This is a genomic window from Saccharopolyspora terrae (assembly GCF_004348435.1).
GTDB lineage: Bacteria > Actinomycetota > Actinomycetes > Mycobacteriales > Pseudonocardiaceae > Saccharopolyspora > Saccharopolyspora endophytica.
On record NZ_SMKS01000008.1, the window covers coordinates 1 to 14,385 of the forward strand.

Sequence of the window (14,385 nt, forward strand, 5' to 3'; positions counted from 1 at the left end):
TGTCGGTGGCGATGGCGGGGAGGGTCCGCCCGGTCCCATTCCGAACCCGGTAGCTAAGCTCCCCAGCGCTGATGGTACTGCACTCGCTAGGGTGTGGGAGAGTAAGACACCGCCGACACAATCCTTAGATGGGGTGGGCAGGAGAAGAAATTCTTCTGCCCACCCCATTTTTCATGCCCGAAAAACCCCGCGGATACCTGATTCGGAATCCACCGGCGGACACCGCAGCGATCGCAACGGCGAGTGCTGCGGTGCCCGTCCCGAGCGGGAATCAGCTGAGGCTGCGGCGCCGGAGTTCGAAGCAGAGGACCGCTGCGGCGCTGGCGACGTTGAGGGATTCGACCTCGTTGGCCATCGGGATCGACAGCGGCTGGGCGATGCGCTCCTCCACCTCGGTGGAGAGGCCGGCGGTCTCGCTGCCGAGCACGAACACGGCGCGGTCACCGAATTCGGTGGTGTAGAGGCTGTGCTCCGAGTCGGCGTCGAGCGCGTAGAGCGGGTAGCCGCCCTCGGTGAGCATCTCGGCCGCTTCGGCCGCCGTCCGGCTGCGCAGCACGGGAGCGTGGAAGGCGACTCCGGCGGAAGCCTTGATGACCAGCGGGTCCAGTCCGGCGACTCCCCGGTGCGGGACGACGATGCCGTCGATGCCGGAGGCGGTGGCGGTCCGCAGGATCATGCCGACGTTGGCGGGAGTGGTCAGGCCGTCCAGCAGCAGGATGGTGCGCGGGGCGGTGGCGTGGTCGGCGAGCGCGTCGGCGAGCGGCCGCATCTTGCGAGCGACGACGTCGGCCACGACGCCCTGGTCGTGACGTCCGTTGCCGGCCAGCACCTTCACCCGGTGGGCGCTCGCCCGCTGCACCTTCACGGCGCGATCGGCGGCGGCCTCCTCGATTTCCGCGATGGCCCCACCGCGGAGTCCTTCCGCGACGATCACCTTGTCGACCCGCAGGTCGTAGTCGGCCAACGCCTCCAACACGGGCTTGCGGCCGTAGACGGTGACGAATCGGTCCTTCGGGGAAACTTCGCTGGTCACACCATCAAGTGTCACATGCCCGCGTTGCGGCCCGGCGGGTGAACCCCTCGGTCCGGTGGGGATGTGTGCCAGGATCTCCGCATGCCCGATCGCCTTTCCGCCGTCGACGCCTCCTTCCTGTACCTGGAGGACTACACGACGCCGATGCACGTCGGCGGTGTCGCGGTCTTCCGCCGTCCTCGCAGCGATTTCGACTACGAGCACCTGCTGTCGATGGTGGATCGGCGGCTCGGTCTGGTGCCCCGGTACCGGCAGCGGGTGATGGAGGTCCCGGGCAGCCTCGCGCGCCCGGTGTGGGTGGACGATCAGGACTTCGACCTCACCTACCACGTCCGCCGTTCGGCGCTGCCGAAACCGGGCAACGACGATCAGCTCCACGACCTGGTGGCGCGGCTGATGTCCCGCAAGCTCGACCACACCCGGCCGCTGTGGGAGCTGTACCTCGTCGAGGGGCTGTCGAAGAACCGGGTCGCGATCATCACCAAGACCCACCAGGCGATGATCGACGGCATCGGTGCGATCGACATCGGGCAGGTCATCTTCGACCTGCAGCGCAACCGCGAGATCGAGGACGTGGACGCGCTCTGGATGCCGCGACCGGCTCCGACCGTGGCGCAGCTGCTGGTGGAGGCGGCGACGGACGCGGTGCAGCGGCCGGGCGAGGTGGTGGAGAACGTCCGGGCGGCCATGGTCGACGCCTCGGCGACGGTGCAGAAGGTGACGCGCGCTCTCGGCGGCGTCGCTTCGGCCGTCCGGGCCGCCGTGGTGCCCGCGCCCAGCGGCCCGCTGAACGCGCCGACGTCGACGCAGCGGCGCTTCGCCGTGGCGAAGGCGAAGCTGGACGACCTGCGGGCGGTGCGGCGGGCGCACGGCAGCACGGTCAACGACGTGGTGCTGGCGGTGGTCGCCGGCGCTCTGCGGAACTGGTTGCTCTCCCGCGGCGAGGTGGTCACCCCGTCGACGACGTTGCGGGCGATGGTGCCTGTGTCGGTCCGCGACGACGACGCGGAGGCGGACGCCGCCTACCAGGACACGGCGAGCCTGCCGGTCGGCACCGTGGGCAACAAGGTGTCGGCGTACCTGGTGGACCTGCCGGTGGGCGAGGGCAACCCGACGATGCGGTTGCACCAGGTCAGCCATGCCATGCGGGCGCACGCCGAGTCCGGCCAGTCGGTGGCCGCGGACACCCTGGTGAAGGTCAGCGGATTCGCTCCGCCGACGCTGCACGCGCTGGGCGCGCGGGTGGCCAACGAGTTCTCGGACCGGTTGTTCAACGTGCTGGTCACCAACGTCCCGGGGCCGCAGGTGCCGCTGTACGCGGCGGGGGCGAGGATGATGGAGATGTTCCCGGTGGTGCCGCTGGCGAAGAACCAGTCGCTGTCGGTCGGTGTGACCTCGTACAACGGCGCGGTGTACTTCGGGCTGAACGCGGATCGGGATGCGATGCCCGACGTCGGCGTGCTGGCGGCGATGATCGGTGAAGCTGTAGACGAGATGATCGGGACGGTCGACGCATGAGGATTTACCTGCCTGCCACGCTGCCGATGCTGCAGCAACTGGTGGCGGACAAGCAGATGCAGCCGCTGGGCGGGACGGCGTTCGCGCTGACTCCGGCGCTTCGCGAGTCCTACGCGACCGGCGACACCGAGGAGCTCGAGTACGCCGCGATGCGGGAGGCCGCTCGTGCCTCGTTGCGGCTCCTGGCCGCTGACGAGGAGGGCAAGATCGAGCAGCGGCGGGTGGTGATCTCCGCCGACGTGGACGACGTGACGCTGCGGCCGGATCTCGACCACGCGGTGGTGAAGGTGTCAGGCCCGGTGATCTGGAAGCAGCTCGCGGCCGTGCACGTGGACACCACCGAGGCCGAGGACGCGGTCCGGTCGGCGGCCGAGGTCATCGACGCCGCCGACCTGGGAGACCCGGACGCGGAGTTCGCCCTCGGCGACGCCGAGGATCACGAACTCGCCTGGTACGCGCCGCAGGAAGTCCCCTTCCTGCTCGAACTCATGTGATCAGCGCGGCGGCTGCGCCATCGGCGGGAGGTCGTCGAAGACTCCGACCTGGGCGGCCGGGGGCAGGTGGATGTCCACCGGGGTTCCCCAGTCGCGGTAGGTGGAGGTGAGCGAGACCTCGCCCGCCTGGGCGATGTTGGTGGTGGCGGCGAACTTGGCCGGGAGGCCCTGCTCGTCGAGCCACAGCTGGTAGCCGAGTTCGCGCTCGCCGTCCTCGACGGCCCGTTGGAAGCGTTCGCGCTGCTGCTCGTCGGGAGCGGTCCTGGCGGCTTCCTCGGTGAGGATCCGCAGGTCGTAGCGGGTGGTGGGACGACCGTCGACGGTGTCCGGTGCCGACCCCTGGATGCGGGTGGCCTGCTCGACGCCGCTGAAGGTGGCGCGCGGGTCGACGGATTCGTGCAGCTGGTCCAGGGCGGGGCTGAGCAGCTTCGAGCCGAAGTCCGAGCCGTCCTGGGAGATCTTCAGCCACGGCTTGGTCGCGTCCGGCCGGGCCAGCGGGGTGTTGAGGTAGCCGACTTCGTCCACGATGGACAGGGCGAGCTCCTCGGTGCGCGCGTTGCGGGTCTTGCCGTCGAGCGCGAGATCGGCCTGCGGGCCCCGGTACCGGACGACTCCGTCGGCGTTGAGCTGCCCGACCATTCCGAGGCTGCCGGTCATGGTGGCGTGCGCGGTGCCGCGCGCGTTGATCTTGTTGATCGTGTCGGCCAGAACGGCCTCGGCGACGGGACGCGGATCGGGACGGGCCATCGGCAGTGCCGCGTGTGGTTGGGGCTGCTCGCTGGTGCAGGCGTTGAGCGTTGCGGCGAGGGCGAGACCAGCGGACAACACCGCAGTCCTGGTGCGGGCACGGGGCATCGGGCGTGCTCCTGTCACGGGTGGCGGATGGCTTGGACGTCGTCGCTGGCCAACGCTAGCAACGAAGTTCCAACCCCACCGGGAACGTGCTTCCCCGTTAGAGGGATGGCTCGAGCCCCGCGGGCACCCCTCCGTCAAGCCTCGTCGAGGCCGGCTCGGGAGCGCAGGAGGCGGCGGAGCGAGGCGAGCTGATCGGGGCTGCCGCCTTCCTTCTCGGTGTAGGTGTCGAGGTAGCAGTCGGGGTCGTCGGTGCCGCCGAGGTGGCCGCAGTTCGGCGGGCATTCCTCGGCGGCTTCGGCGAACCCCTCGAACGGGGTGATCACGTCGTCTGCGGTGACGTGGGCCAACCCGAAGGAGCGGATGCCGGGTGTGTCGACGACCCAACCGGCGCCGGGCAGCGCCAGCGCGACCGCGGAGGTCGAGGTGTGACGGCCCTTGCCGACTCCGCTGACCTCGCCCGTGGCGCGTTCGGCGTCCGGGACCAGCTTGTTGACCAGCGTGGACTTGCCGACGCCGGAGTGGCCGACGAGTGCGGAGACCCGGCTGGCGAGCATGTCGCGCAGCTCGTCGGGTTCGGCGTCGAGCCTGGTGATGGTGATCGGCATGTCCAGCGACGAGTAGCTGGCGATCCACTCGCCGGGGTCGGCGAGGTCGGCCTTGGTCAGGCACAGCACCGGCGACAGCCCGCCCGCGTAGGCGGCGACCAGGCAGCGGTCGATGAACCCGGGGCGCGGCGGTGGATCGGCGAGCGCGGTGACGATGATCAGCTGCTCCGCGTTGGCGACGACCACTCGTTCGTAGGGGTCGGTGTCGTCGGCGGTGCGGCGCAGCACGCTGGCGCGATCGGCGACGCGGACGATGCGCGCGAGCGTGTCGGGCTTGCCGGAGATGTCGCCGACGACGCCCACCAGGTCGCCGACGACGACCGGGGTGCGCCCGAGCTCGCGGGCTCGCATGGCGGTGACGACGCGGTCCGGGTCGCCGTCGAGGGCGACGGTCCACCGGCCTCGGTCGACGGCGATGACCATGGCCTCGGCGGCGTCGGAGTGCTTGGGCCGCTGCTTGCTGCGCGGCCTGCTGCCCCTCCCGGGGCGCACCCGCACGTCGGACTCGTCGAGGTTCCGCCAGCCCCGCTTGCTCATCTGCGGGCCCCCGGGATCACGCGGACTCCCCGAGCATCGCGGTCCACATCCCGGGGAAGTCCGGGATGGTCTTGCTGGTCGTGGCGATGTCCTCGACCACCACGCCGGGCACCTCGAGGCCGAGGATCGCGCCCGCGGTGGCCATCCGGTGGTCGGCGTAGGAGTGCCATTCGGCGCCGGTCAGCGGGCGGGCGTCGATGATCAGGCCGTCCTCGGTCTGCTGGGCGTTGCCGCCGAGCTTGTTCAGCTCGGTCTCCAGGGCGGCGAGCCGGTCTGTCTCGTGGCCGCGCAGGTGCGCGATGCCGCGCAGGTGGGACCGGCCGGAGGCGAGGGCGGCCAGCGCGGCGACGGTGGGGGTGAGTTCGCCGACGGCGCGCAGGTCGATGTCGACGGGCGCCAGCTCGTCGGGGCCGGTGACGGTCAGGCCGTCGGAGTCGAGGCGGACGTCGGCGCCCATCTTGGTGAGGATGTCGCGGATCGCGTCGCCGGGCTGGGTGGTCCTGGCCGGCCAGCCCGGAACGGTGACGGTGCCGCCGGTGACCGCCGCGGCGGCCAGGAACGGGGTCGCGTTGGACAGGTCGGGTTCGACGTCCGCGTCGAGGGGGCTGATCGGGCCGGGTTCGACGCGCCAGGTGTTGCGCTGGGAGGCGTCGACGACGACTCCGGCGTCGCGCAGCATCTCGACGGTCATCTCGATGTGCGGCAGCGACGGCAGCGGTGGGCCGGAGTGCCGGACGGTGACGCCCTTGTCGAAGCGCGGGCCGGACAGCAGCAGGCCGGAGACGAACTGCGACGACGCCGAGGCGTCGATGGTGACCGTGCCGCCGGTCAGGTTGCCGCTGCCGCGCACCTCGAAGGGCAGGGAGTCGCCGGTGATGTCGGCGCCGAGCTCGCGCAGCGCGTCGAGCACGGTGCCCAGCGGTCGTGCGCGGGCCTGCGGGTCGCCGTCGAAGGAGATCGGCCCGGTGGCCAGCGCGGCGACCGGGGGCAGGAAGCGCATCACGGTTCCGGCCAGGCCGCAGTCGACCTCGGCCGGTCCGCGCAGGTCGGCCGGGGTGACCTGCCACGAGCCGTCCGGGCCGTCGGTGATCGTGGCGCCCAGCGAGCGCAGCGCTGAGGCCATCAGCTCGGTGTCCCGGCTGCGCAGCGGTGCGCGCAGCGCGGAGGGCCCGTCCGCGAGCGCGGCGAGCACCAGAGCCCGGTTGGTGATCGACTTGGATCCGGGCAGCGGGACGGTCGCGCGCACCGCGCCGGTGGCGGCGGGAGCAGGCCAGAGCTGGGTCATGCACCAATGATCCCGCATTCCACCCGGGTATTTCAGCGCCGGGGCGGTCATGACCCTCGCCTGGGATGAACGGGACTGCCAGGATGAAGTGGACACGCCGTCGACTCGCGGGAGGTTGGACTCCGGATGTGCGGCAGATATGCCTCCAGCAAGGATCCCGGGAAGCTCGCGGCGGAGTTCGCCGCCTTGGACGCCACCGGTGGTGCGGCGCCGGGCGCGGACTTCAACGTCGCCCCCACCAAGCGGGTGCTGACGGTGGTCCAGCGGCATCCGCAGGACGAGACCGGGGAAGCCGATCTGGAGCGGACCGAGCGGTCGATCCGGGTGATGCGGTGGGGCCTCGTGCCGTTCTGGGCGAAGGACAAGTCCATCGGCAGCCGGATGATCAACGCCAAGTCGGAGACGGTGACCAGCAAGCCCGCGTTCCGCAGTTCGATCAAGCGCTACCGCTGCCTGGTCCCGGCCGACGGTTGGTACGAGTGGAAGCGCGAGGGCGGCGCGAAGCAGCCGTACTTCATGACGCCGCCGGACGGTTCGAGCCTGGCGATGGCGGGCATCTACTCGACCTGGCGGGAGAACGACGAGGCCGAACCGCTGGTGACCTGCTCGGTGCTGACCGCGGCGGCGGTCGGCCGGCTGACCGACGTGCACGACCGGATGCCGCTGCTGCTGCCGCGGGGGGCGTGGTCGCAGTGGCTGGATCCCGATCAGCCGGACGTGTCGGACCTGCTCGCACCGCCGTCGCTGGAGATCGCGGAATCGTTGGAGGTCAGGCCGGTTTCCACCGCGGTCAACAGCGTTCGCAACAACGGCGTGGAACTGCTCGATCGCGTGTCTCTCGACGCGCGTGAGAAGGCGGTAGGTTTGGACCGGGAGCAGTAGTCGAGTCGAGGTGAGAGCGGATGTGTGGTCGCTACGCCGTGCGGCGGGACCCGGCGGCCCTGGCGGAGGAGTTCGCGGCCGCTGATCGCACCGAGGGCGCGAACGGCGCGGACTTCAACATCACGCCCACCAAGACGGTCCCGATCGTGGTGCAGCGCGGCGCCGAGCGCAGCGTGCGGCCGGTGCGCTGGGGTCTGGTGCCGACCTGGGCGAAGGAGGCCGACGGCGGGCCTCCGATGATCAACGCGCGGGCGGAGACGATCACCGCGAAGCCGGCCTACGCCGAGTCCGCGCGGCGGCGCCGCTGCCTGATGCCGGCGACGGGTTGGTACGAGTGGAAGCCCGGTGACAAGCGGCGTCAGCCCTACCTGTGCAAGCGGCGAGACGGCGCGAGCATGGCGATGGCCGCGGTGTTCTCCGCGTGGTGGGACCCGAGGACCGCTGGCCCGCCGCTGGTGACGTGCGCGGTGGTCACCACCGATGCGGTCGGCGAGCTCGCCGACGTCCACCACCGGATGCCGCTGGTGCTGCCCGAGGAGCGCTGGGCGGACTGGCTGGATCCCGCGCGCAGCGAGATCGACGAGTTGCTGCGCCCCGATCCCGGCGTGCTCGGGGAGTTGGCGCTCCACACCGTGTCGACCGAGGTGAACAGCATGCGCAACAACCATCCTGACCTGCTGGAACCTGCCGATCCGGTGCCCGAGCCGGCTGAGCAAGCGGCGTTGTTCGAGTCATGACCAGCATCGAGGTCGACACCCCGCACGGCCCGGCACGGGCCGAGCTGCACTGCGCTGAGGAAGGTCGTGCCGCGCTGCTGCTGGGGCACGGCGCGGGCGGCGGGATCAACGCGCCCGACCTGGTGGCGGCGACCCGCGCGGCCACCGGCGCCGGGGTGCACGTGGCGCTGGTCGAGCAGCCCTACCGGGTGGCCGGTCGCCGGGCTCCGGCACCGGCCAAGCAGCTGGACGCGGCGTGGCTGGCGGTGGTCGAGGACCTCGGTGAGCGCTGGTTCGCCGATCTGCCGCTGATCTTCGGCGGGCGTTCCTCCGGGGCGAGGGTGGCCTGCCGCACCGCGGACGCGGGTGAGGCGGAGGCGGTGCTGTGCCTGGCGTTCCCGCTGCACCCGCCGGGCAAGCCGGAGAAGTCGCGGGCGTCGGAGATCGACGCGGTGGAGAACCCGGTGCTGGTCGTGCAGGGCGAGCGCGACGCGTTCGGCAGGCCCGAGCCGGCGCACAACCGCGAGGTCGTGCTGGTGGCCGGGGACCACTCGCTCAAGGCCGACGTCGATGCCGTGCACCGGGCGACGTCGGAGTGGCTGACGCGGGTGCTGCGGTTGATCGACTGACGTCGCTCGGGCGGGTGACTTCGCTTTGCGGAGCCGCGTGCTCCGGTTTTTTCCTGCGCAGGTGGGAGGCCTGGCGTCGGGGTTTGATCACCATCTGAAATTCCCCGCGTTGCTCCGTCGCGTCCGGAGACCTCAACATCGGTCGGCGCTGGGCCCCCGAGCTCGTGCAACCGGACAGGACGATTCTCCCGAGCTTGTCCGGCGCGGGGTGCGGCTGTTGCGCGGCAGCGGCACCAGGTGCCGAGGGGAGCGGTCCTGCGGGGTCGCTCCCCTCGGGCCCGCTCAGGCCGAGATCTCGGCGAAGGTCGCGCCCAGCAGGTTCGCCAGCTCGTCCGGGGACAGCTCGATCTCCAGGCCTCGGCGTCCCGCGCTGCAGAAGACCGTGTCGAAGGCCTGGGCGGAGGTGTCGATGACGACCGGGAGGCGCTTCTTCTGGCCGAGCGGGGAGATGCCGCCCGCGACGTAGCCGGTGGCTCGTTCCGCCGCGGCGATCTCGGCCATCTTGGCCTTCTTGCCGCCTGCGGCAGCGGCCAGGGCCTTCAGGTCGAGTTGCCCGGTGACGGGAACCACACCGACGGTGAGATTGCCGTCGACGTCCGCGACCAGCGTCTTGAACACTCGATCGGGTGACTGGCCGAGCGCTTCGGCGGCTTCGAGGCCGAACGACTCGGCACGCGGGTCGTGGTCGTAGGCGTGCACGCGGTGCGTCACGCCCTTCTTGGTCAACAGCGCCGTCGCCGGAGTTCCCTTGCCTGCCACGCACGTCACTGTAGAGCCCGGAATAGCGCCCCCGGAGGCGGTGTTGCACCCAGCGTGACGATGGATTCGACGAACACCTGCGTGCTGGACCGCCCACCGCGCCCGCAGCTGTCGCCGCCAGGAAATGGCAGGACAGCGCGGGTATCCTCGAACACGGACCATGCGAAGGAGTGCATGGGTTCGTCGTCTGCCGCCACATCGTCCGGGCGGCGGGAAAGGAGCCTGGTGCCTAGCACCCCAGAGGACTCTGCCAACACCGCGCGCACCGACGCTGCCACCGCGCAGGACGTCGAGCGGGCGGAGGAGACCGACGCGCAGCGCGCGGCCCGCTTCGAGCAGGACGCGATGCCGCTGCTGGACCAGCTCTACGGTGCGGCGCTGCGGATGACCCGCAACGCTCAGGACGCCGAAGACCTCGTTCAGGAGACCTACCTGAAGGCGTTCTCGGCGTTCAAGTCCTTCACGCAGGGCACGAACCTGAAGGCCTGGTTGTACCGGATCCTCACCAACACCTACATCAACGGCTACCGCAAGCGGCAGCGACAGCCGCAGCAGCAGCCGACCGATGAGATCGCCGACTGGCAGCTCGCGCAGGCCGAAAACCACACGTCGACGGGACTGCGTTCGGCCGAGGTCGAAGCGCTGGACCGGCTGCCCGACACCGACGTGAAGGCCGCGCTGCAGCTGCTGGCCGAGGAGTTCCGCATGGTCGTGTACCTCGCGGACGTGGAAGGTTTCGCATACAAGGAGATCGCCGAGATCATGGGCACCCCCATCGGCACCGTCATGTCGAGGTTGCACCGTGGTCGCAGGCAGCTGCGTGAGATGCTCACCGACGTCGCCCGTGATCGAGGCTTCTTGCGGGAGACCCAGCAGGAGGTGAGCACTTCATGAATTGCGGTGAGCCGGACGAGGCATCCTGCCAGGACGCGCTCGCCGAGGTGTGGCTGTTCCTGGACAACGAGTGCGACCAGGCGCGGCGCGAAGCCGTGCAGCGTCACCTCGATGGTTGCGGAACGTGCCTGGAGCACTTCGGCATCGAGGAACACCTGAAGGCGTTGCTGCAGCGCAAGTGCAGCGGTGAGCACGCTCCCACGGAGCTCAAGGACCGCCTGCGCTCGTCGATCCGCGAAGCGGTCCTGAGCAAGGCCGAGATCACCGTCGAGCACGGACCAGAAGGAACCTCAGTAGAAGTCCGAGCCAAGAAGGCTTAGATCGCTCGGGGCGTTTTGCGTGGCGGTGCGGGTAGCGGAACCTGACACGCCGCCTGGACTCCGGGCGCCACTCCTGATGTATGCCAATACACGGCGTCGCGGCGTCCTCGCCAGGCGACGTGTCAGAACCCGCGGCGGCGCAAGCTGCTCAGGTGGTTCAAGGAGAAAGCGGCTTCGCCGCTTGCCTGACGGTTTCAGGGCTTTTCTCTTCTGGCTACCCAGGCTGCTGCTTGGGTTCTGCGTTCCATGCCGAGCTTGGCGAGGACTGAGGTCACGTAGTTCTTGACGGTCTTCTCGGCCAGGAACAGGCGCTCGGCGATCTGGCGGTTGGTCAGGCCCTCGCCGATCAGCTCCAGGACCTTGCGCTCGCGCTCGGTGAGGGCGGCCAGCTCGTCCGGTTCCGGGCTGCTGGACTGGCGGAGGTGCTCGAGCACCCGCCCGGTGGTGACCGGGTCCAGCAGCGACCGGCCGGCGGCGACCTCGCGGACCGCGTTGACCAGGTCCTGGCCGCGGACCTGCTTGAGCATGTAGCCCGAAGCGCCGGCGTTGATCGCGCCGACCAGCGCCTGCTCGTCGTCGAAGGCAGTCAGGACCAGGCAGTACGGCGCGTCGTCCAAGGCCCGCAGCTTGCGGCACAGCTCCAGCCCGTCGCCGTCGGGCAGCCGCATGTCGATGACCGCCACGTCCGGTGCGGTGGCCTGAGCGCGCGCCAGCGCCTCGCCCACGCCTCCCGCCTCGGCGACGATCTCGACGTCGGGTTCGGTGTCCAGCAGGTCGCGCAGACCTCGCCGGACGACCTCGTGATCATCGACCAACAGCACCCTGACCGCCACGACGTCCACGCTAATGGGCGCCGGTGGCGGTCCGCGCAGCAGTGTCGATTTTCGGGCTACTTCTTCTTGGCGTTCTTCGCGCCGGTCTTCTTCGCGGTCTTCTTGGCGATGCGGGCGCTCTTGCGGGCCCGGTAGCCGACGCTCGGCTTGCCGCCGGTGTCCACCGCCGCCAGCAGCACGCCGCCGAGCAGACCCAGGTTCTTCAGGAAGTGGATCTGCTGCTCGGAGCGCAGCTGCGGGTCCTGCTCCTCCCAGAAGCGGTGCGCGGCCAGCGTGGTCGGGACGATGCTGCCCGCCAGCAGCAGCGACGCCAGTCGCGGGAACTTGCCCAGCGCCAGCAGGGCACCCGCGCCGATCTTCACGCCGGCGTCGATGCGCACCAGCGTCTCGGGATCGGTCGGCATCTGCTCGGGCAGCATGTCGCGCACGGGGTCGGTCGCCTTCTCCAGCAGCGGAGCAGCGCCCTTGGCGTGGTTCGGGGTGTCCTTGAGGGCACCGATCCCACCCATGATGAAGATCGAAGCCAGCATCGGACGAGCCAGACGGCGGATCAGCATCGGGGGAACCTCCTAGATGGGTCGTCTTGGGCCTGACGGTACTTTTCAGGGCTCCGTTCCGCCTGGCAGCGGGCGTCAGTGCAGATCGACCTGGGCGAAGACCTCGTCCCAGGCAGCTGCGACCTGGCGGGCGCACAGCTGAGGCGCTGCTCCGCCGATTCCGGTGCCCAGGCCGGGCATCGCGATCGAGTGCACCACCCGGTGCACCGGGGCGCCGTTGTCGAGCACCGCGCTCGCCCACAGCCGCAGCATCGCGCGCGCCGCGAGGTAGGGGTGCACGGTGTCGGCGGGCAGCGTCTCCCCGGGCTCGCGCATGGTCGGTGCGCTGATCAGCCAGATCGGGCTGGGGACACCGGTGGGGACCAGCAGCGCTTCGCCCACCGGCAGCTCACCGCCGTGATAGGCGAGCACGGCGCTGCGCACCTGCTCCTCGACTTCTGGGAAGGCGCGGGCGTACACCGCGTCGATGCCACCGCGCATCCAGCCGTAGGAGTTGGCGGGGCTGACGACGGCGTCCACCTGAACGTCGAGAACCGAGCCTTGATGAACGGAAATGCCGGGCCGGCTTTCCGCGATCTCCTGCCATGCAGCGGCCAGCGGCTCGTCCAACGCGCACAGGACGAGCTGCAGCTCCGGCTCCGCTCCCTCTGCCGATGAGCGCCCCGAATCTGCGGTCACGCCCCACAGCATCGCAGGAATGCACCGCGTAGTGGCATTGGGTAGGTCACATCCGCGACGACGTGGCGTTTAGTCCCGCGGAGCTCGGCCGGAACGATCACGGAGCGTGGAAACCCCTCAGTAGCCGTTGAAAAACGTTCATGTGGCCCAACCCGGGCCGCCTTGCGCGGCCCGTAATCTGGGCGGGTGCCAGAAATCGCCTACCTCGGTCCGCCGGGAACCTTCACCGAGCAAGCGACTCGGCTGCTGACCGCCGACTTCGACGCCGAACTCGTGCCCTGCGAAACCGTGCCGGTGGCGCTGGCCGCGGTGCGCTCGGGGGAGGTGCTGGCCGCCGGGGTCCCGGTGGAGAACTCCGTGGAGGGCTCCGTTCCGGCCACGCTCGACGCGCTGACCGAGGACGATCCGCTGATCGCGGTCAAGGAAGTCGTGATCCCGGTCCAGTTCGACGTGTTCGCCCAGCCCGGGATGACGCTGGGGGAGGTCGGGACCGTCGCCAGCCATCCGCACGCGCTGGCGCAGGTGCGCGGCTGGCTGGCCGAGGCGCTGCCGAAGGCCGACGTCCGCGCGGTCAGTTCGACCGCCGCCGCGGCCGCCGCCGTCGCCGACGGCGAGTACGACGCGGCGATCTCCGCGCCGGTGGCCGGTGAGCACTACTCGTCGCTCCAGCGCCTGGCGACCGGCATCGCCGACGTCCGCGATGCGGTCACCCGGTTCCTGCTGGTCCGCAGGCCGGGGACGCTGCCGGAGCCGACCGGCGCGGACCGGACGTCGATCTGCGCGGTGATCGGTGACGAGGTCGGCACGCTGTCGGACATGCTGGCCGAGCTGTCGCTGCGCGGCATCAACCTGAGCCGGATCGAGTCCCGGCCGGTCAAGGACCACTTCGGGCACTACCGCTTCTACCTGGACTTCGACGGGCACGTGGCCGATGCGCGGATCGGGGAGGCGATGGCGGCGCTGCAGCGCCGCTGCGACTCGGTGCGCTTCCTCGGCTCGTACCCGAAGGCGGACCGGAAACCCGCGTCGGTGCGGCCGGGATCGTCGGAGCAAGCGTTCCGGAACGCGGCCGAGTGGTTGGCCGCCGTGCGTGCGGGGAGGCTCGCGTGAGTGATTTCGAGTTGGCGGCGCCGGAGGGCGTGCGGCTGGTGCTGGCCCGCCACGGGCAGACCCCGGCGAACGTCGCCAAGCTGCTCGACACCCTTCCGCCAGGCCCGGGCCTGACCGAGCTCGGGCAGCAGCAGGCCGAGGAGCTCGCCGAGCGGTTGGCCGCGCGCGAGGACAAGATCGTCGCGGTGCACGCCAGCGTGGCGCGTCGCGCGCAGCAGACCGCCGAGCCGGTCGCGCGGCGGCTGGGCCTGCCGTTGCAGCTCGCGGAGGGCACGCACGAGGTGTTCGTGGGTGAGCTGGAAGGGTTGGGCGGCCCCGCGCTGGCGGTCTTCGACGACGTCTACGCCCAGTGGCACGGCCACGACCTCGACGTGCCGATGCCCGGTGGCGGTGAATCCGGCCGCGACGCGATCACCCGGTTCCTGGGCGGCGCCCGCACCGCCCTGGAGGGCGTGTCCGAGGGCACGGTGGTGATGGTCAGCCACGGCGCGATGCTGCGGCTGGTCGCGGGCGTGCTGGTCGAGGAGGTCACGGGTGCCGAGGCCGACTCGCTGCACCTGCCCAACACGGGCCTGATCGTGATCGAGTCCGACCCGACGACCGCCACCGGCTGGCGCTGCCTCACCTGGGACGGCTTGCTCTAGCGGTGCTCGTCGGGGGTCAGGCCTACCGTTTCGCGC

Annotated in this window: 17 protein-coding genes and 1 rRNA gene; 10 read left to right on the forward strand and 8 right to left on the reverse strand. The window is 70.6% G+C overall.

The features are described 5' to 3' along the window. Position 1: 1 nt before the first annotated feature. Positions 2-118: ribosomal RNA gene (rrf, locus tag E1181_RS07490) — 5S ribosomal RNA — on the forward strand. Positions 119-271: 153 nt separating this feature from the next. Here rrf and E1181_RS07495 read toward each other — a convergent pair. Then, positions 272-1,033: a TrmH family RNA methyltransferase gene (locus E1181_RS07495; RefSeq protein WP_132673231.1), complete on the reverse strand. Its 762-nt coding sequence runs from the start codon at positions 1,031-1,033 to the stop codon at positions 272-274. A gap of 81 nt (positions 1,034-1,114) precedes the next feature. Here E1181_RS07495 and E1181_RS07500 point away from each other — a divergent pair, with 81 nt between their 5' ends. Together E1181_RS07500 and E1181_RS07505 are read left to right on the forward strand one after the other, a co-directional pair. Continuing rightward, positions 1,115-2,551, forward strand: a complete 1,437-nt coding sequence (locus tag E1181_RS07500) for a WS/DGAT/MGAT family O-acyltransferase (protein ID WP_132673232.1) — start codon at positions 1,115-1,117, stop codon at positions 2,549-2,551. After that, complete coding sequence (locus tag E1181_RS07505; protein ID WP_132673233.1) at positions 2,548-3,045, forward strand: DUF6912 family protein; 498 nt, start codon at positions 2,548-2,550, stop codon at positions 3,043-3,045. The genes E1181_RS07500 and E1181_RS07505 overlap by 4 nt, the downstream gene beginning before the upstream one ends. Here the strand turns inward: E1181_RS07505 and E1181_RS07510 are convergent, their stop codons facing one another. The 3 genes from E1181_RS07510 to aroA form a co-directional block, all read right to left on the reverse strand. Further along, entirely contained in the window at positions 3,046-3,900 is an 855-nt protein-coding gene (locus E1181_RS07510) for a hypothetical protein (protein ID WP_132673234.1), read from the reverse strand. A 134-nt stretch (positions 3,901-4,034) separates the two neighbouring features. Next, on the reverse strand, positions 4,035-5,042 hold the full coding sequence (rsgA, locus tag E1181_RS07515; protein ID WP_132673235.1) for a ribosome small subunit-dependent GTPase A: 1,008 nt from the start codon (positions 5,040-5,042) through the stop codon (positions 4,035-4,037). Between the two features lie 16 nt (positions 5,043-5,058). Continuing rightward, positions 5,059-6,327 (reverse strand): 3-phosphoshikimate 1-carboxyvinyltransferase, encoded by a 1,269-nt coding sequence (aroA, locus tag E1181_RS07520; RefSeq protein WP_132673236.1) that lies wholly within the window; start codon positions 6,325-6,327, stop codon positions 5,059-5,061. Between the two features lie 126 nt (positions 6,328-6,453). Here aroA and E1181_RS07525 point away from each other — a divergent pair, with 126 nt between their 5' ends. From E1181_RS07525 to E1181_RS07535, 3 genes are read left to right on the forward strand one after another with little or no spacing between them, the layout of a single operon-like run. Beyond that, positions 6,454-7,209: an SOS response-associated peptidase gene (locus E1181_RS07525; protein WP_132673237.1), complete on the forward strand. Its 756-nt coding sequence runs from the start codon at positions 6,454-6,456 to the stop codon at positions 7,207-7,209. 20 nt (positions 7,210-7,229) lie between these two features. Next, positions 7,230-7,946 (forward strand): SOS response-associated peptidase, encoded by a 717-nt coding sequence (locus E1181_RS07530; protein WP_132673238.1) that lies wholly within the window; start codon positions 7,230-7,232, stop codon positions 7,944-7,946. Further along, on the forward strand, positions 7,943-8,554 hold the full coding sequence (locus tag E1181_RS07535; protein ID WP_132673239.1) for an alpha/beta hydrolase family protein: 612 nt from the start codon (positions 7,943-7,945) through the stop codon (positions 8,552-8,554). The genes E1181_RS07530 and E1181_RS07535 overlap by 4 nt, the downstream gene beginning before the upstream one ends. A gap of 282 nt (positions 8,555-8,836) precedes the next feature. On the opposite strand, the gene ybaK is transcribed toward E1181_RS07535, so the two are convergent. After that, entirely contained in the window at positions 8,837-9,313 is a 477-nt protein-coding gene (gene ybaK / locus E1181_RS07540) for a Cys-tRNA(Pro) deacylase (protein ID WP_132673240.1), read from the reverse strand. A gap of 225 nt (positions 9,314-9,538) precedes the next feature. On the opposite strand from ybaK, the gene E1181_RS07545 reads away from it, so the two are divergent. After that, positions 9,539-10,207, forward strand: a complete 669-nt coding sequence (locus tag E1181_RS07545) for a sigma-70 family RNA polymerase sigma factor (RefSeq protein ID WP_372448896.1) — start codon at positions 9,539-9,541, stop codon at positions 10,205-10,207. Next, on the forward strand, positions 10,204-10,527 hold the full coding sequence (gene rsrA, locus E1181_RS07550) for a mycothiol system anti-sigma-R factor (protein ID WP_132623453.1): 324 nt from the start codon (positions 10,204-10,206) through the stop codon (positions 10,525-10,527). Before E1181_RS07545 ends, rsrA begins: the two co-directional genes overlap by 4 nt. Positions 10,528-10,721: 194 nt before the next feature. Here the strand turns inward: rsrA and E1181_RS07555 are convergent, their stop codons facing one another. The 3 genes from E1181_RS07555 to E1181_RS07565 form a co-directional block, all read right to left on the reverse strand. Next, the gene (locus tag E1181_RS07555; RefSeq protein ID WP_132673241.1) at positions 10,722-11,360 is read right to left on the reverse strand and encodes a response regulator; all 639 of its coding nucleotides are present in this window, start codon (positions 11,358-11,360) and stop codon (positions 10,722-10,724) included. A gap of 56 nt (positions 11,361-11,416) precedes the next feature. Then, positions 11,417-11,917, reverse strand: coding sequence for a DoxX family protein (locus E1181_RS07560; protein ID WP_132673242.1), 501 nt, complete (start codon positions 11,915-11,917; stop codon positions 11,417-11,419). A gap of 75 nt (positions 11,918-11,992) precedes the next feature. Then, on the reverse strand, positions 11,993-12,607 hold the full coding sequence (locus tag E1181_RS07565) for a macro domain-containing protein (RefSeq protein ID WP_132673243.1): 615 nt from the start codon (positions 12,605-12,607) through the stop codon (positions 11,993-11,995). A 174-nt stretch (positions 12,608-12,781) separates the two neighbouring features. Here E1181_RS07565 and pheA point away from each other — a divergent pair, with 174 nt between their 5' ends. Further along, positions 12,782-13,705, forward strand: coding sequence for a prephenate dehydratase (pheA, locus tag E1181_RS07570; protein WP_132673244.1), 924 nt, complete (start codon positions 12,782-12,784; stop codon positions 13,703-13,705). Then, positions 13,702-14,349 (forward strand): histidine phosphatase family protein, encoded by a 648-nt coding sequence (locus E1181_RS07575; RefSeq protein WP_235876590.1) that lies wholly within the window; start codon positions 13,702-13,704, stop codon positions 14,347-14,349. The genes pheA and E1181_RS07575 overlap by 4 nt, the downstream gene beginning before the upstream one ends. Positions 14,350-14,385: the final 36 nt, after the last annotated feature.